Origin of the sequence: Amycolatopsis pithecellobii, assembly GCF_009707865.1 — a bacterium.
Classification (GTDB): Bacteria; Actinomycetota; Actinomycetes; order Mycobacteriales; family Pseudonocardiaceae; genus Amycolatopsis_E; species Amycolatopsis_E pithecellobii.
In genome coordinates, this window is the sequence record NZ_WMBA01000107.1 from 1 (window position 1) to 17,686 (window position 17,686).

Here is a 17,686-nt window from a genome sequence, read left to right on the forward strand (position 1 = left end):
ACCCGCCCCCGGTCACCGGCGACCCGCCACGCCCGCTGGCGACTGCTTCGTTTTCGTTACCCACCACCGAATCGCCGTTCCCAGCGCCCGACGACCCGCCATGCCCGACTGTGGCTGTCTCGTTTTCGTTGGCCGCCAGGGAATCGCCGTTGCCGGTCACCGAAGGTTCGCCATTCTCGGTTACCGGCGACTCTCCGGCATCTCGCATTTGCGGCCCACCGTTCCCGGCCACCGAAGGCGAGCCGTTCCCGGCTACGGGCAGGCGGACGTTCACGACCACCGTCCGCCCGCCATCCCCGGAAACCGGCCGACGAGCGTTTGCGGCCACCGGCCGCCCGCGGCGTTCCCCCACCAGCCGCCCGCTGCCTTCAGCCATTCGCGTCCCGGGACCCTGACTTGTCGGCGGCCCGCCACTCCCGGCCCCGGAGGACCCGCTGCCTTCGGCCGCCAGCGGGCACTCACCATCGTCAGCCCCAGACAGCCCGGGGTCTCCGGCGCTCAACGATCCGCCGCCGTCAGTGACCAGCGGCCCCTGGCCATCTCCGGCTGGGGGCGGCCCGCCATTCCCATCCACGGACATCTCGGCGTCCCCGGCGCCCAACGACCCGCTGCCCTTGGCCGCCGGGGGGTCCCCGCCATCTCCGCCACGAGACGGCCCGCCATCTCGGGCCGCCGACAGCCTGCGGTCCCCGGCCACGAACGTCCCACCATCCCCGGCCAACGCCGGCGCGCCGACCACCGATCCGCCGCGCCCGGCCACCAGAGTCACACCGCTCCCGCCCACCAGAGTCACACCGCTCCCGCCCAGCGGCGGACCGCCGTTCTCTGATGTCGGCAGCGTGCCATCCCGAACCCTCCGCACCCCGCTCTCGCTGACGTCGCCGGCGCGCGTCAACCCTTGCCCCACAACGGTTTCCATATTGCCCCGCGCCGTCGATGCTCCGGGCGGGGCTTCGAGAAGCTCGTCCGAAATCGTGTACCACACCGCGCGGGTCTCGAGCTTCTGCTCAGGCAGGTCCAGCGCCACCTGATCCAGCACCTGGCCAGACGGTCGGCGCCGCAGGTAACCGACCACCTGCGAAGTCACCGCCACATCGCCAAGGCACACCGTCACCCCGCCGTAGTCAACGCGCTCGTGCACCGCAAGCACACTGATGTCCGCGACCTCCCGCGCCGACGTCGTCCACTCCGGATCCTCCGCGTGCACCAGCGCGATCCCGGCCTCCAGATCCAGCTCGTCCACCACATACGACGAACCCTGGTGCAAATACACCGCCCCGGGATGGACCGTCGTGCACGCCGAACCCGGATCCACCGTGCCCAGCAGCCGCGACGTGTCCGCCTCGACGACCGCGATCTGATCCCCGCCCGAACCGCGGATATCGACCTCGTACTGCGGCCGGTCCCGCGACGTCCAATACCATCCGCTGGGCCGGCGCCGCAGCAACTTGTCCGCCACCAGCGTTTCCAGCACCTCGCGCGCCGCGGCACCGCCGAAGACGTCCAACTCTTTCGTCGTCAACGGCAACTCCGCCGCCGCGCATGCGAGTTGCGGCGCCAGCACATACGGGTTCGCGGGGTCGAGCACCGCGGTCTCCACCGGCCGATCGAGAATCGCCGCGGGATGGTGTACCAAGTACGTGTCAAGCGGATCATCCCGCGCCACGAACACTACGAGCGCGTCATCGCCCGAACGCCCCGCGCGCCCTGCCTGTTGCCAGAACGACGCCAGCGTGCCCGGATATCCCGCCAGCACAACGGAATCCAGCCCCGCGATGTCAACTCCGAGCTCGAGCGCGTTCGTCGTTGCCACGCCCAGCAAATCCCCCGACAGCAGCGCGCGCTCCAGCTTCCGCCGCTCCTCGGGCAGGTAACCCGCACGGTAGGCTGCCACCTTACCGGCCAGCTCACTGTCCACTTCGGACAGAATCCGCCGGGCGCCCAGCGCGGTCAGCTCCGCGCCGCGCCGCGACCGCACGAAGGCCAGCGTGCGTGCGCCCTCGACGACCAGGTCCGCGAGAATGCGACCGGCCTCCGCACCAGCCGAACGGCGCACCGGTGCGCCGTTCTCTCCGGAAAAGTCTTCCAGCAGCGGCGGTTCCCACAACGCGACCGTTCGCGCACCACGCGGCGAAGCGTCGTCGACCACCGCCGCGCACTCCTGCCCGATCAAGCGCGACGCGAACCCCGCAGGCTCTGCCGTCGTCGCCGACGCGAGCACGAACACCGGCGAAGACCCGTAGTACCGGGCGACCCGTTGCAAGCGACGCAACAACAGGGCCACGTGCGAACCGAACACTCCGCGATAGCCGTGACACTCGTCGACGATCACGTACGACAGCTTCCGGAAGAGCCGCGACCAGCGCGCATGTGCCGCGAGGATGCCGCGGTGCAGCATGTCGGGATTGGTGAATATCCACCGTGCGTGCGCGCGAACCCAGTCACGCTCGGCCATCGGAGTGTCCCCGTCGTAGGTCGCCGCGCGCACGCCATCGATGTCCAAAGAGGACAGTGCGCGGAGCTGATCTGCGCCCAGCGCCTTGGTCGGCGACAGGTAGAGCGCGCACGCTCGCTCGTCCTCGACTAGGTCTGACAGCACGGGAAGCTGATACGCCAACGACTTCCCGGAGGCCGTACCCGTCGAGATCACGACGTTGTGCCCCGAGTGCGCCAGCGTGGCCGCCTCCATCTGGTGGGTCCACGGCTGCTCGACTCCGGACTTGCGCAGCGCCGCGACGACACCTTTGTCGGCCCAGGAAGGCCATTCGGCACACCGGGCAGCCCGGGCCGGCTGCTCGGCCACATGCGTCACCGGGTTCGCGGACTCCGGGATTCCGGCCGTGGCGCGGCGCAGCAGTCGCCGAGCCTGCTCGATCTCTGCCACCGAACCAGGATCGCACACATGTACGACAGTTTCGGAAAAGTGCCTGACGATCATGAACAGTGAGCAGACTCACATGCACGCTGCGTGATCGTTGCGGGACGGCCTGACCGTGGCGGAAGCTCTACCAATACACTCCGGCAAACTGACACCACTTGTGGTGCATATCCCATGCCAGCGTCGGCATCACTGTCCGCGGTGAGGTCGTCGCTGGTGCAAGGCGACGTTTCCAGGAGGACGGATGTCCCGGCAATTCCTCGCGGAGGGCCTCAAGCTCTCCGGAGGTGACTACGCCATCGCCGGCGTGGTCGCCGTGGTCGCCCTGATCGCACTCGTCATCGGCTACTTCCTGCTCAAGGAGGTGCTGGCCACCGGCCAGGGCACCGCCAAGATGCAGGACATCGCCAAAGCGGTGCAGGAGGGGGCGGCTGCTTATCTCAAGCGGCAGCGCAACACCCTGTCGATCTTCGGCGTGGTCGTGTTCGTGTTGCTGTTCGCGCTTCCGGCGGATGACTGGAACGAGCGTATCGGACGCTCGATCTTCTTCCTCATCGGCGCGGCTTTCTCGTTCACCATCGGCTATACCGGCATGTGGCTGGCTACCCGTGCGAACCTGCGTGTCGCCGCCGCCTCCCGTGAGCAGGGCGGCCGCGAGAAGGCGATGCGGATCGCGTTCCGCACTGGTGGCGCCGTCGGGATGTTCACCGTGGGGCTCGGGCTTTTCGGCGCCGCGGTCGTCGTGCTCGCCTACACCGGCCAGGCGCCGAAGGTGCTGGAGGGCTTCGGGTTCGGTGCCGCGCTGATCGCGATGTTCATGCGTGTCGGCGGCGGTATCTTCACCAAGGCCGCCGACGTCGGCGCCGACCTGGTCGGCAAGGTCGAGCAGAACATCCCCGAGGACGACCCGCGCAACGCCGCGACGATCGCCGACAACGTTGGTGACAACGTTGGTGACTGTGCGGGTATGGCGGCGGACCTGTTCGAGTCCTACGCGGTGATGCTGGTCGCCGCGCTGATCCTGGGTAGCACCGCGTTCGGCGCGTCCGGGCTCATCTTCCCGCTCATCGTGCCCGCCATCGGCGTGATCACCGCCGTCATCGGCGTGTACATCACCAGGGCGCGGTCGAACGAGGGCGGCCTGGTCACGATCAACCGCTCCTTCTACATCTCCGCGATCATCTCGGCGGTGTTGTGCTCGGTGGCCGCGTTCGTGTTCCTGCCCACCACGTTCGCCGAGTTCGGCCAGGAGTACGCGAACGACGGCAACCCGGCGGTCATCGCCACAGTCGCGGTCATCATCGGCATCGTGCTCGCCGGCCTCATCCTGCGGCTGACCGGCTACTACACCGGCACTGAGCACGGCCCGGTGAAGAACGTCGGCAAGACCTCGGAAACCGGTGCGGCGACGGTGATCCTGTCCGGGATCTCGGTCGGCTTCGAGTCGGCCGTGTACACCGCGATCGTGATCGGCGCGGCTGTGTTCGGCGCCTACCTGCTGGGCGGTGCGATCGCGCTGTTCGCCGTCGCGCTCGCCGGTACCGGTCTGCTGACCACCGTCGGCGTCGTCGTCGCGATGGACACCTTCGGTCCGGTCTCGGACAACGCGCAGGGCATCGCGGAGATGTCCGGCGACGTCGACGAGGCCGCCGCGCAGACTCTTACCGAGCTGGACGCGGTCGGCAACACCACGAAGGCGATCACCAAGGGCATCGCGATCGCCACCGCGGTGCTCGCCGCGACGGCGCTGTTCGGGTCGTACCAGGACTCGATCACCAAGGCGTTGTCCGGCATCGGCGCGAACGCCGGCGGCGTGAAGTCGTTCATCGACACGATCGTCAGCCCGAACACCCTGGTCGGCGTCATGATCGGCGCCGCGGTGGTGTTCATGTTCTCCGGTCTGGCCGTCAACGCGGTGTCCCGCGCGGCGGGTGCGGTGGTGTACGAGGTGCGCCGCCAGTTCCGCGAGATCGCCGGGATCATGGAGGGCACGACCCGTCCCGAGTACGGCAAGGTCGTCGACATCGTCACCCGGGACTCGCTGCGCGAGCTCGCGACGCCGGGCCTGCTCGCGGTGTTCGCCCCGATCGCCGTCGGCTTCGGCCTCGGCACGGGTGCGCTGGCTGGATACCTGGCCGGTGCGATCGCGACCGGCACCCTGATGGCGATCTTCCTCGCCAACTCCGGCGGTGCGTGGGACAACGCGAAGAAGCTCGTCGAGGACGGCAACCACGGCGGCAAGGGCTCGGAAGCTCATGCCGCCACGGTGATCGGCGACACGGTCGGTGACCCGTTCAAGGACACCGCCGGCCCCGCGATCAACCCGCTGATCAAGGTGATGAACCTGGTCTCCGTGCTGATCGCGCCCGCCATCGTGCAGTTCTCGGTGGGCCCGGACGCATCCTTCGGGGTACGGCTGGCGATCGCGCTGGTCGCGGTACTGGTGATCGTCGTCGCGGTCGTCGTGTCGAAGCGGCGTAGCACCGTGATTGCCGACACCCCGGCGGAGAAGCAGGAGCCTGCGAAAACCGCTTGAGTACCAACAGGACGGGCCCGCCGCATGGTGACGCGGCGGGCCCGTTGCCTGCCCAGGGTTTGCAGAGTGCAACCGGGTGGGTACCGTCGAGAGAGACCGCCGCAGTCGGGGAGGTGTTCGCGTGCGACCCGGGAAGATCGGTTCCCTGGCGATGATCACGGGTCTCTGCCTTGGCTTGGCGGCTTGCGGCCAGGCGCCGACGCGCCAGCAGGACGAGATCCACACCGGCGGTCCCGGACTTTCCCAGGGGCAGGTGCAACGGCAGGACGCGGTCACCCGCTGGACCAACGACTACTGCATCGCGGTCGGGTCCTTGGTCGATGGGCTCGCGACGATGCCGACGGTCGACCCGAGCACCCCGCGGCGTGCCGTGCAGACTTCGAGTGACCTGCTGGGTTCCATGATCAGCGGGCTCGACAAGGCGGTGACCGGCCTGCGAACGCTGCCTGCCGCCCCGGTCCCGGAGGCCGACGGCGCACGCGCCGAGACGGTCGCGAAGCTGACAGGGGTGCGTACGCGTGCCGCCGTGGCGAAGCAGCATCTCGACGAGGCTGGTGCGGCTCCGAGGATCGACCAGGACACGCTCGGCGAAGCCCGCGGGCCGCTCGACGAGGTGTCGAAGCTGAACCTACTCGCCGGTTTCGATGCCGTTCCCGACCTGGAGTTCGCGGTCACGCATGCGCCGGTCTGCCAGCAGTTGACGGTGCGCACCACGCCCTGATCTTCGTAGGGGAGCAACCGGCCTGCCGCTGCTCAAGGGATGAGCACGAGCTTGCCGGGAGCGTGCCCGGCGATACCGACCTCGTGGGCCTTCGCAGCTTCGGCGAGCGCGAAGGTGGTGGCGACGACGACGCGCAGGGCGCCGGACTCGGCGCGGTCGATGAGCTCACTGCGGGCGGCGCTGCGGATTTCGGCGCCTGCATCCTGCCCCGGGCCGTAGCCCAGCAGCTTGATGCCGGCGGCGGCGCGCCGCGGCGACCCGGTGATCGAGGCGATGCGGGTGCGGTCGGCCACCAGCTCCAGCGAGACGTCGAGCGCTTCTTCGGTACCGGCGAAGTCGACCGCGGCACTGACGCCCTGCGGCGCGGCGGCGCGGACTCGGTCGGCGAGCCCTGGGCCGTAGACAATGGGGGTTGCGCCCAGTTCACGCAGCAACGCGTGGTTGCGTTCGGCGGCGGTGGCGATCACGGTCGCCCCGGCAGCGGTGGCCAGTTGGACGCCCATCAGCCCGACCCCGCCGGACCCGCCGTGGACGAGCACCGTGTCGCCGGCCGCCACCCCGGCGGCGTGCAGCGCGTGGACCGCGGTGGTGCCGGCCAGCATCAGCGACCCGGCCTCGGCCCACCCCAGACTGGCGGGCTTGCTGAAGATCGAGGTCGCCGGGGCCGTGACGTAGTCGGCGTAGGCGGCCGTTACCGGATACACGATGACCTCGTCGCCGACCCGCACACCGGTCACGTCCGCACCGACCTCGGTGACGACCCCCGCGCACTCCAGGCCGATCGACGGCATCCCCGCGGTGATCCCGGCGGCGTCCTTGAGGTCCTCCTCCACGGCGTGGAAAGTTCCGCTGTAGAGCTTCCAGTCGATCGGGTTGACCCCGGCAGCCCTGACCTCGACGACCACGCCGTCGGCGGCCGCGTGCGGGGTGGGCGTCTCGACCACGGTGAGCACCTCGGGCAGGCCGTAGGCGGTCGGTCGCACGATCCTGGGCATGACGAACTCCTGTTTCTTAGGTGAAGGATTCTCGAAACCCAGTATTGGTCGGCTTGGGCATAATTCCCAGTGCATTGTTGGTACGGAGTACTTGCGTCAGACGCACGAGTGGGGACGGCTGTGGCGGAGGAGTTGGATCTCAATTTGCTGCGGGTGTTCGACGCGCTGATGGACACCGGTAGCGTCAAGGAGGCCGCGGTGCGCCTGCGCCTGTCCGCGCCGGCGACCAGCAGGGCGCTGAGCCGGCTGCGGCGCGTGATGAACGACCCCATCCTGGTTCGGGCAGGTCGCGGCCTGGTTCCCACGCCGTTCGCGCTCCGCTCGGCCGTCACGGTCAAAGCACTGCTCGACACCGCGGATCGGCTGCGGACCGAGCCTGCCGGGAGCGACCCGCGCTCCTGGCGCCGCACTTTTTCCATCCGCCTCAACGACGGCCTCGTGCCGGTCCTCGCCCCGCGCCTCACCCGCCGGATCGCCGACGAGGCGCCCGAGGTCCGGCTGCGGTTCGTCCGCCAGGACGCCAAGGACCCGGACCCGCTGCGGGACGGCTCGATCGACCTCGACGTCACGGTCGCGGGCCCGCCGCCGCCCGACGTCCTCGCCTCGACGTTGTTCACCGACCACTTCGTCGCCGCCGTCGCCGCCGATTCGGAGCTGGGCCGGGCCCCGCGACTGACCCTTGATGACCTGTGCCGCGTGCCCCACGTCTCGGCCTCGCGACGCGGCCTCGCCCGCGGTCCGCTCGACGACGCCCTGGAGCGGATCGGGCGTTCCCGCCACGTCGTGGCGGTCGTGCCCACCTATGCTGTGGGCGCACTAATGGCTCTCGAGCAGGACGTCATCTGTCTCGTGCCGCGCGTGACAGCCACGCACCTGGTCAACCGAGGCGTCCCTCTGCGCCATCACGAGGTCCCGGTCGACTTGCCCACCGCCGACGTCGAACTGCGGTGGCACCGTCGCGTCAACGATGACCCCTCCTCACGCTGGCTTCGCGACTGCGTCCGCGACGCCATCCGCCCGCTCACCGCCATCCCGAACGCCTGACCTGGACACAACGCCCCACCCGCGGCAGCCGCCGATTCGGTGTGGCCGCAGGTCAGGGCCGTGACGGCGGCCTGAGGGGGCCGGTTCCGTGGCGTTGTTGAGCGGTCACCGAACGACCCCGCGGAGCACGTGTCGAGCGTCACGTGCTAGGTGTGGAAAAGGAAACGCCGCCAGGCGTGGCGCCGATGCGCTTCACACAGGAACGACGGCGTGTTGCGTCACCTGGACGGACAGAACCGGCTCGCAGCGTGCACACTGGCTGGTTGAACAAAGCGTCGCGGGCGGCGATGGAACGAGCGGAGAGCGGACAGCGTGGCAGCACGGACGAAAAAGACCGACAGCGAGGCGACGAACGGCGCCGGCCGTCGGCGGCTCGTGATCGTCGAGTCGCCCACCAAGGCCCGCAAGATCGCTCCGTATCTCGGCAGCGGCTACGTGGTCGAGTCCTCGGTCGGGCACATCCGCGACCTGCCGCGTGGCGCGGCGGACGTGCCTGCCAAGTACAAGGGCGAAGCCTGGGCACGGCTCGGCGTGAACGTCGATCACGACTTCGAGCCGCTGTACGTGGTCAGCCCCGACAAGAAGACCAAGGTCACCGAGCTCAAGAGTCTGCTCAAGGACGCCGACGAGCTCTACCTCGCCACCGACCCCGACCGCGAGGGCGAGGCCATCGCGTGGCACCTGCTGGAGACCCTCAAGCCCAAAGTGCCGGTGCGCCGCATGGTGTTCCACGAGGTCACCGAGCAGGCCATCCGCGCCGCCGCGGCCGACACCCGTGACCTGGACGCCGATCTCGTCGACGCGCAGGAGACCCGCCGCATCCTCGACCGCCTCTACGGCTACGAGGTCTCGCCGGTGCTGTGGAAGAAAGTCATGCCGAAGCTGTCGGCAGGCCGCGTGCAGTCGGTGGCGACGCGGATCATCGTGGAGCGCGAGCGGGAGCGGATGCGGTTCACGTCCGCGTCGTACTGGGACATCGCGGCGACGTTCGAGAAGTCCGCTGCGGGCTCCGATGAACCGCGCACCTTCCCGTCGCGGCTGATCAACGTGGACGGCGCCCGCCTTGCCACGGGTCGCGACTTCGGCCCCGACGGGCGGCTCAAGTCCTCGGCAGGCGAGGTCCGCGTGCTCGACGAGGCCGGCGCGACCCGGCTCGCGGAAGCGTTGCGGGAGCGGGACTTCAAGGTCTCCAGCGTCGAGGAGAAGCCGTACACGCGGCGCCCGTACGCCCCGTTCATGACGTCGACACTGCAGCAGGAAGCCGGCCGCAAACTGCGGTTCTCCTCGGAGCGGACGATGCGGGTCGCCCAGCGGTTGTACGAGAACGGCTACATCACCTATATGCGTACGGACTCGACCCAGCTGTCGGAGACGGCGATCAGCGCCGCCCGCAGCCAGGCGACGGACCTGTACGGCTCCGAGTACGTCTCGCCGAGCCCTCGGCAGTACACGCGCAAGGTCAAGAACTCGCAGGAGGCGCACGAGGCGATCCGGCCGGCCGGTGAGGTTTTCCGGACCCCCGGCCAGGTCGCGGGCGAGCTGCAGGCCGACGAGTTCCGGCTGTACGAGATGATCTGGCAGCGCACCATCGCGTCCCAGATGGCCGACGCCAAGGGCACCACGATGTCCGTCCGGATCATCGGCACCGCGGCCACCGGCGAGGAGTGCGTGTTCTCCGCATCGGGCCGCACGATCACGTTCCCGGGTTTCCTCAAGGCCTACGTCGAGGCAGTCGACAGCGAGACCGGCGGCGACGCGGACGACAAGCAGAGCCGCCTGCCACAGTTGACCAAGGACCAGGCGCTGGCGGCGACGGAGATGTCGCCGGATGGCCACACCACCTCGCCGCCGCCGCGCTACAGCGAGCCGAGCCTGGTCAGCAAGCTGGAGGAGCTGGGCATCGGCCGCCCGTCGACGTACGCGTCGATCATCAACACGATCCAGGACCGCGGTTACGTGTGGAAGAAGGGTTCCGCGCTGGTCCCGTCCTGGGTCGCGTTCGCCGTGGTCGGTTTGCTGGAGCGGCATTTCGAGCGCCTGGTCGACTACGACTTCACCGCCGCGATGGAGGACGAGCTCGACCGCATCGCCTCCGGGGACGAGCAGCGCACGCGGTGGCTGTCGAAGTTCTACTTCGGCGGTGACATGGGTGTGGACGGGTCGATCGGCAGGCTGGGCGGATTGAAGAAGCTCGTCGGCACCGGCGTCGAGGACATCGACGCGCGGGAGATCAATTCGATTCCGCTGTTCAACGACGAGGCCGATCGCACGGTGTACGTGCGCGTCGGCCGGTACGGGCCGTATTTGGAACGCGAGGTCGACGGCACGTCGCAGCGGGCGAACCTGCCGGAGGACCTGCCACCGGACGAGCTGACCGCGGAGATCGCGGAGAAGCTGTTCGCCACCCCGCAGGAGGGGCGCGCGCTGGGCACGGACCCGGTGAGCGGGCACGAGATCGTGGCGAAGGAAGGCCGGTTCGGCCCTTACGTCACCGAGATCCTGCCGGAGATCGAGGAACCGGCTGAGGGCAAGAAGAACAGCAAAGCGAAGAAGCCGAAGCCCCGCACGGGTTCGTTGTTCAAGTCGATGGCGATCGAGACAGTGACGCTCGAGGACGCGCTGAAACTGCTGTCGCTGCCGCGGGTGGTCGGCAAGGACCCCGAGTCCGGCGACGAGATCACGGCGCAGAACGGCAGGTACGGGCCGTACTTGAAGAAGGGCACGGACTCGCGCTCCCTCGAAACCGAGGACCAGCTGTTCGCCATCACGCTGGAAGAGGCACTCAAGATCTACTCCGAGCCGAAGCGGCGCGGCAGGCAGGGCGCGGCGAAGCCGCCGCTGAAGGAGCTGGGCAACGACCCCGTGTCCGGTAAGCCGATGGTGGTCAAGGACGGCCGGTTCGGGCCGTACGTGACCGACGGGGAGTTCAACGCGACCCTGCGCAAGGCGGACAGCGTCGAGGAGCTGACCGCGGAACGGGCGGCCGAACTGCTGGCCGAGAAGCGGGCGAAGGGGCCGGCGCCGAAGCGCAAGGCACCGGCACGCAAGAAGGCAGCCGCGAAGAAATAGCCTCCGAACAGGCGTTCGACGAAAACTGTCGGTGGTCGGGTGCACACTGCTTGCCATGAGCGATGTGACCCGGACCCCGACCGTGTTCGAACTCGTCGACGAGGTGGTGCGGCCGGTGGCGCCGGTTCGGCGGCTGTCCGTGCGTACCTACTACGACCCTGACGGTGATCCGGAACTACCGATGGGCCCGCCGGTGGCCGGCGTTGTCGAGGAGGCCGAGCGGCATACACGGTGGCATGCGGCGCTCGGTTCGCTCGGCCTTTCGCGTGACGGGACGTTGACGCCGAAGGGCGGGGTGTTGTTCCGCGCGATTCGGCGCGGGCCGGTCCGCGGTGCCGTCACGGGCGTGCTCGCCGGCAGGCTCGAGCCGTTCCGGATGCATTTCTTCGGTGACAACCAGGCCGGCGCGATCCTCGAGTACACGGACCGGCAGGTCCGAGCCGGCTGCACCAGGCGGTTGCCCGAGCAGGTGGCGAGGCGGTTACCTGCGGCCGAGGCCGGGCCCGGCGAGTTGGTCCGGATTCCGGCGGACCGACTCGGGAGGATCTCCTCGGCTGGGGTCGCCGAGTTGCGGGCGCTGGCTGCCCGGCCGCGGCTGGCGACGATGGTGTTCGATCTGATGATCGGCGGCAAGATCGTCGCCGGGTATCCACGCGGCGCGATGGTCCTGTTCGACACCGACGTCGGCCGATACCTGGTGTGCACGACGATCGGGCAGGACGGACGCTGGTCGCTGTACTTCGCGCCCGCGACGGGAGAACATGTCGCGAGCTGGATCCGGCATCACATGCAGGCACTTCGGGAGCCGGTATGTGGCTGATCCTGCTCGCGCTGCGTGATCTTGGCAGAACCCGGATGGGCCAATGCTTCCGACGAAATGCCGACTACGCTGGACGGGACGCCTGCGCGTGCACAGGCCGGCCGAGGACTGGGAGTAGTGATGCCTGCGAAGGACGACGCCGACTTCGGCGACGGTACGCAGAGCGCGTTGCCGCCGGTGGCATTCGGGGACGCGTTGTCCGGTTCGGTGAACGAGGACGACGACTTCACACTGACCAAGGTCGCCTCGCCGGTGAGACCCGATTCGCGTGCGGTACCGGAGTTCGCCGACGCGTCCGTGTCCGAGACGCAGCGGTCCGGTGGCGAGTTCACGGCGGACCCGACGTTCGACACCACCCCGCCCGGTATACCGGCGGAGCCGATCCCGCCCAGCCCACCGCTCGGGATGCTGCCGCGGCAGCGCGCCCGGCCGAGCCTGGCCTCGTTCCGGCGACCGCAGCTGCGCATGCCGCGGTTGCCGCAGGTGGGCGAAGTCCGGCGACCGTCGAGCGGCTCGACCGCGATCATCGTGGCGGCCCTGCTGAGCATCCTGTACGCGGTCGTCGCGATCGAGTTCCTGTCAAGCCTGATCAGCAGTATTTCCGGCCTGTTCCACTAGGTGCCGGTGCGCCGGTTATCGCGACACGGTGTCTGACCGGGCACTTTCACCCGACTCACCATCCCGAAGCGGCCGCGCCTCACCCCACGGAGCTACCCTGGCCACACCGGTCCGGTGACGTGTTGGCAAACGCCAGGGGGAGTACACCGGCACCACGGGCAACCGAGTGGGGTGGGTCGGATCAGCGAGGTCGTGCAGACAGAGGCCGAAAGCAAGCCGGCCGGTCGCGACGGATCGACGATCCACCGCGCCCGGTCGGTATTGGCGATCCGGCCGTTCCGCCGGCTCTGGGGCGTCACCTACCTGTGCAGCGTGGCGGACTGGCTCACCATCCTCGGGGTCACCAGCCTGGCGACCAAGCTGACGCACAACTACACCGCCCAGAACTTCGCGTTCACCGGGGTGCTGCTGTCGGCACTGCTGCCGGGGCTGATCTTCGCCCCGCTGGGCGGACTGCTGGCCGACCGCTTCGACCGGCGCAAGATCATGTTTGTGGCGGACCTGCTGCGCTGCGGGTTCGTGATGTCGATCGCGTTCGTCGGCACCGGATGGTGGCTCTACGCCGCGAACTTCCTGGCGAGCGCCAGTGCGATGGCGTGGATCCCGTCGAAGGACGCCGCGGTGCCGAACCTGCTGCGCAGGCGGGACCAGGTGGAGACGGCCAACCAGCTCGGCCTGGTGATGACCTACGGGCTGGCGGTGCTGTCGGCCGGCGCGATCTACACGATCATCACCGGCATCGGGCCGACGCTGCACCTGCCTGCGTCGTTGTTCGGCGACCTGGGCTTCGCGAAGATCATCGTGGTGCTGATCGGGCTGCTGTACCTGACGAGCGCGATCCTGATCATCACGCGCATCCCGGAGCTGTCCAGGCGGAACGTGCATGCCCCGGTGGCGGCGGCACCGAAGTCCGAGGCCGAATCCTCGGGCGGCCTGCTGACGCTGGTCCGCGACGGCGCGACGTTCGTTCGCAGCACACCGCTGATCCGTGGGTTGCTGATCGGCGCCGCGGGCGCGTTCGCAGCCGGTGGCGCGGTGGTCGGCTCGGCCAAGCCGTACTCGTCGAGCTTGCTCGCCGGCGACGCTGCCTGGGGTCTGCTGCTCGTCGCGGTCTTCGTCGGATTGGCGTCCGGGATGGGTGGCGCGCCCAAGCTGGCGCGGCGACTTCCGCACGACCGCTTGTTCGGCCTCTCGATCGTGCTGGCGGGGCTGGCGCTGATCCTGGTCGCGGTGTCCCCGCATCTGGCGGTTTCGCTGGTGGCGGTTGCGATTGTCGGGGCGTGCGCCGGGGCGGCGTTCCTGACCGGCGTCACGATCATCGGCTCGCAGGTGGACGACGCGATCCGGGGCCGGATCAACGCGATCTACCAGTCCATGATGAAGATCATCGTGTTCGGGTCGACGGCGATCGTGCCCCTGCTGATCGGCCTGACCAAGCCCCGCACGGTGCAGGTGTGGGGCAGCCCGATCATCATCGACGGCACCCGGCCCGTCATGCTCGGCGGTGGGATCCTGGCCGCGGTCGTCGGCGTCATCGCTTACCGGCAGATGGACTCGCGTCGCGCCGAGACGATCATGTCCGACCTGCGCAACGTGATCCGCCGCCGCCCGCGCCGGGTGAACGGCCTGCTCATCGCGCTGGAAGGCACCACGGCCGCCGATACCGCGAACCAGGCGACTCGGCTCGTCGACTGGCTGCGGTCGATCGGGCCCCGCCCGGTCGTGCTCGCCGCCGATCCCGCCCTGGACGACAAGCGCCTCGCGCAGCTGATCAGCGGCGCGTCGCTGTCGGGCGCGCGGGCGCGGGCGCTGGCGGCCGCGGCGGTGCGTGCCGACATCGTCGAACGTGACGTGCAGCCCGCGCTGGACGTCGGCTCGATCGTGGTCATGGAACGCTTCGTCGACTCTCCGCTGGCACACCTGTCGGCGATCGCCGGGCTGGACGCCAAGGAACTGGAGGGCCTCGCGGACTGGGCGACGGGACGGCTGCGGCCGGACGTGACGGTCCTGCTCGACGCCCATCCCGGTGACGCGGAAGCCGGCCCCATCTCGATCAAGGACCAGTGGCGGGTGCAGAGCCTGCTCAGCGAAATGGCGGCGGCCGACCCGGACCATTACGTCGTGGTAGACGGTGACGGTGACGAGGACGAGGTCACCGAGCGGGTGCAAACCGCTGTGAAGGCCGTGCTGCTCTCCCGGCATGCCGGGCTCGCGCCGCTGGAGGTCGTCGAGTCCTGATACGCCACACTGGGGGAGCACGGAATTCGCAGTGGAGGCGCAGTGGGTTCGGTCTGGTCCCAGCTAGTCGGGCAGGAGCCCGCGGTCGAAATGCTCTCCGCCGCCGCGGACGCCGCGGCAAAGATCGTCGCCGGGCAACCTGTGCCTGCGGGAGGCATGACGCATGCCTGGCTGATCACCGGCCCGCCGGGGTCGGGCCGCTCGGTGGCGGCCCGGACTTTCGCGGCGGCGCTGGAGTGCTCCACCGGCATGGGCTGCGGCGAATGCACGGGCTGCCGCACCGCGCTGCACGGCACCCACGCCGACGTGCGGCTGGTCGTCCCCGAAGGGCTGTCGATTTCGGTCGCCGAAATGCGGGCGCTCGTGCAGGCGGCGGCGCGCCGGCCGTCCACCGGGCAGTGGCAGGTGGTGATCATCGAGGACGCCGACAGGCTCACCGAGGGCGCGTCGAACGCGCTGCTCAAGGCCGTCGAGGAGCCGCCCGACCGCACGGTTTTCCTGTTGTGCGCGCCATCGGACCATCCGGAGGACGTCTCGGTGACGATCCGGTCCCGCTGCCGGCTCGTCAACCTCCGCACGCCCGCGCCGGAAGCGATCGCGCGGGTGCTGGTGGAGCGGGACGGGGTCGAGGCGGAGCTGGCGCACTGGGCCGCGTCGGTCTGCGGCGGACATGTCGGCCGCGCGCGGCGGTTGGCAACGGACGAGCACTCGCGTACGCGACGGGAAACGGTCCTGCGCATCCCGCTCGGCCTGCGGCGCGCGGCGGACGTGTTTGCCAGCGCGGACGAGCTCATCGCCGCAGCGGAGGGTGATGCGAGCGAGGAGAGCAAGGTCCGCGACGACGCCGAGAAGGCCGAGTTGCGCAACGCGATGGGCGGCGACGCGACCGGCAAGGGCGTGGCCGGCGCGAAGCGTGCGGCCGAAGCCGCGGTGAAGGCGCTCGAGAAACGCCAGAAGTCCCGCGCGACCCGTACCCAGCGGGACACGCTGGACCTCGCACTGGTCGACCTGGCCGCGTTCTACCGGGACGTGCTGGTCACAGGCAGCGGCGCGAAAGCGGTGCTCAACCACCCTGACCATGCCGCCGACGCGGAGGAAGCGGCGCGTACGTGGACACCCGAGTCGACATTGCGGCGCCTCGAAGCGGTGCTCGCCTGTCGTGAGGCGATTCTGCTCAACGTCAAGCCGCGCATCGCGGTGGAAGCGATGGTGACCGCGCTACGCCACGGCTGAGGCGCGAATCCGCTATGAGCGTGGCCGCGGCGAAGGCTTGGCGACGGGCGAGGGCTTGACTACGACGGGCTTGCGGCGCCGGCCGGGCACCGCGGCCACCAGGAGCACCCCTGCCAGCAACATCGCCGCACCGGTCCAGAAGAGCGGCACAGCCGAGTACGCGCCCGCCGTGTAGGCGAGCTTCTGTGGCACACCCGGCGCCGGGTTGCCCGCCGGTGTCACGGGGTTGGTGCTGCCGCACACGACGCCGCCGCTCGGCGTGTACGCGCGGCCGATCTGCTCACCGAGTGACAGTTGCGCCAGCGACGACGGCAGCGGACCCGCCGAGCCGGCGGGCAGGAGGTTTTTCAGCCCGCTGGTCGGCAGGACCTGGAGGTCCAGCATGCGCGCCGACGCACCCAGCTGGTAGCCGGCGAACGGGGTGTCGAGCTGCTGGCCTTTCTGGTTGAGCTCGCCGATGCTCAGCCGGAGGACGCCGAGGTCGAGCACCTTCCCCGCGGTGTCGGTGACCTGCTGGACTTGGCCGGTGGCGGTGGTGAACAGGCCGCCGACCACGGGCAGGTTCGCCAGCGCGCCGAACTGCTGCGACAGCTGCTCGAGGGGCAGCCCGATCGGGATGTCCTTGGTGGGGTGGTTGGCGTCGAGGGTGTAGAGGACCTGGTCGCCCCGCTGGATGGTGATCACGGGCGCGGTGTATTCGACCTTGGAGGTGGCCTTGTCGCCGGTCGAGGTGACTTTCAGCGTCGGCTGGCTGACGACTTTCAGCGACAGCTCGAGCGGGGTTCCCTTGAGGATCTCGATATCTGCGGCCTGCAGCGTCGAAACCGACTGGACGGCCTTGTTCTTCGAGTTCGGCAGATCGACCAGTTGCATCACCGACCGGGACGACAGTGTGTTCGGCAGACTCAGCAGTGAGCCGGTGCCGTCGGCCGGTGTCTGCCCGCCCCCGGCGAGCAACCCGCCCAGCGTTTGCAGGCCCTTGCTCGCGTCGAAACCTTGAGCCAGTTTCGGCAGTCCGTTGAGGTCGGACAGGGGCAGATTCGGCATGGACGGGATGACGTTGAGCAGGGAGAGGCTTGCGATGGAGGTGCCGGCGTCCGCGATCGTGCCGACGCACGGCCCGAGCGTCGGGCTCCACCGCGCGTGCGCGTTCCCGTTCAGCAGTCCCACGTTGAGCAGGGGATTCTGGGGCGCGTTGAAGCCGCCGGTGAGGCCTTTTTCGTTGTCCGGCAAGGCGGTCTGGACCAGGCTGCCCGGCGTCTGCGGCGCGTTGCCCGCAATGGCCAGCCCTAGTGGCGAGGATTGGGCGATAGCGCGCTCGTAGCTGAGGTAGGACTCGGAGTTGGCCTGCGCGCTCGACAGGCCCATACCTGCCTCCAGCACGGATTGCTTGGGCAGGGTCTGGCCGTAGCCGGGCAGGATCGTGCTGGTGTCGACGGTGTTGGGCAGCAGCCGCAGCACGCCGAGCGCGGCGGCCGCGTCCCCGACCGCATGCCCGAGCGGCTGCGGCCCGGACGGCGCCGAGATGGGTGGC

11 protein-coding genes are annotated in these 17,686 nt (G+C 69.4%); 8 read left to right on the top strand and 3 right to left on the bottom strand.

Annotated elements, in window-relative coordinates; genetic code table 11:
• A partial coding sequence (locus GKO32_RS36690) for a DNA 3'-5' helicase SftH (RefSeq protein ID WP_312869227.1) occupies positions 1–2,884 on the bottom strand: 2,884 nt, incomplete at its 3' end.
• 238 nt (positions 2,885–3,122) lie between these two features.
• On the opposite strand from GKO32_RS36690, the gene GKO32_RS36695 reads away from it, so the two are divergent.
• Together GKO32_RS36695 and GKO32_RS36700 are read left to right on the top strand one after the other, a co-directional pair.
• Positions 3,123–5,414 carry a sodium-translocating pyrophosphatase gene (locus GKO32_RS36695; RefSeq protein WP_154761515.1) on the top strand — a complete coding sequence of 764 codons (2,292 nt, stop codon included), beginning with the start codon at positions 3,123–3,125 and terminating at the stop codon, positions 5,412–5,414.
• A gap of 121 nt (positions 5,415–5,535) precedes the next feature.
• Complete coding sequence (locus tag GKO32_RS36700) at positions 5,536–6,135, top strand: hypothetical protein (protein WP_312869228.1); 600 nt, start codon at positions 5,536–5,538, stop codon at positions 6,133–6,135.
• Between the two features lie 32 nt (positions 6,136–6,167).
• Here GKO32_RS36700 and GKO32_RS36705 read toward each other — a convergent pair whose 3' ends face one another.
• Positions 6,168–7,130, bottom strand: coding sequence for an NADP-dependent oxidoreductase (locus tag GKO32_RS36705; protein ID WP_154761516.1), 963 nt, complete (start codon positions 7,128–7,130; stop codon positions 6,168–6,170).
• A 120-nt stretch (positions 7,131–7,250) separates the two neighbouring features.
• On the opposite strand from GKO32_RS36705, the gene GKO32_RS36710 reads away from it, so the two are divergent.
• From GKO32_RS36710 to GKO32_RS36735, 6 genes are all read left to right on the top strand, one after another.
• On the top strand, positions 7,251–8,174 hold the full coding sequence (locus GKO32_RS36710; RefSeq protein ID WP_312869229.1) for a LysR family transcriptional regulator: 924 nt from the start codon (positions 7,251–7,253) through the stop codon (positions 8,172–8,174).
• A 312-nt stretch (positions 8,175–8,486) separates the two neighbouring features.
• The gene (gene topA, locus GKO32_RS36715) at positions 8,487–11,243 is read left to right on the top strand and encodes a type I DNA topoisomerase (protein WP_312869231.1); all 2,757 of its coding nucleotides are present in this window, start codon (positions 8,487–8,489) and stop codon (positions 11,241–11,243) included.
• A gap of 55 nt (positions 11,244–11,298) precedes the next feature.
• The gene (locus GKO32_RS36720; RefSeq protein ID WP_154761517.1) at positions 11,299–12,063 is read left to right on the top strand and encodes an ESX secretion-associated protein EspG; all 765 of its coding nucleotides are present in this window, start codon (positions 11,299–11,301) and stop codon (positions 12,061–12,063) included.
• Positions 12,064–12,183: 120 nt separating this feature from the next.
• The gene (locus tag GKO32_RS36725; RefSeq protein ID WP_246245305.1) at positions 12,184–12,681 is read left to right on the top strand and encodes a hypothetical protein; all 498 of its coding nucleotides are present in this window, start codon (positions 12,184–12,186) and stop codon (positions 12,679–12,681) included.
• 171 nt (positions 12,682–12,852) lie between these two features.
• Positions 12,853–14,919, top strand: coding sequence for a bifunctional MFS transporter/dTMP kinase (locus tag GKO32_RS36730; RefSeq protein ID WP_376766040.1), 2,067 nt, complete (start codon positions 12,853–12,855; stop codon positions 14,917–14,919).
• A 42-nt stretch (positions 14,920–14,961) separates the two neighbouring features.
• Positions 14,962–16,152 carry a DNA polymerase III subunit delta' gene (locus GKO32_RS36735; protein WP_312869234.1) on the top strand — a complete coding sequence of 397 codons (1,191 nt, stop codon included), beginning with the start codon at positions 14,962–14,964 and terminating at the stop codon, positions 16,150–16,152.
• Between the two features lie 12 nt (positions 16,153–16,164).
• Here GKO32_RS36735 and GKO32_RS36740 read toward each other — a convergent pair.
• A partial coding sequence (locus GKO32_RS36740; RefSeq protein WP_154761518.1) for a hypothetical protein occupies positions 16,165–17,686 on the bottom strand: 1,522 nt, incomplete at its 5' end.

What these genes read in the sequence shown, in the direction of transcription:
- GKO32_RS36725 (WP_246245305.1), top strand. Translation starts at nt 12,184, where the DNA reads ATGCCTGCGAAGGACGACGCCGACTTCGGCGACGGTACGCAGAGCGCG.
- GKO32_RS36705 (WP_154761516.1), bottom strand. Translation starts at nt 7,130, where the DNA reads ATGCCCAGGATCGTGCGACCGACCGCCTACGGCCTGCCCGAGGTGCTC.
- GKO32_RS36695 (WP_154761515.1), top strand. Translation starts at nt 3,123, where the DNA reads ATGTCCCGGCAATTCCTCGCGGAGGGCCTCAAGCTCTCCGGAGGTGAC.
- GKO32_RS36720 (WP_154761517.1), top strand. Translation starts at nt 11,299, where the DNA reads ATGAGCGATGTGACCCGGACCCCGACCGTGTTCGAACTCGTCGACGAG.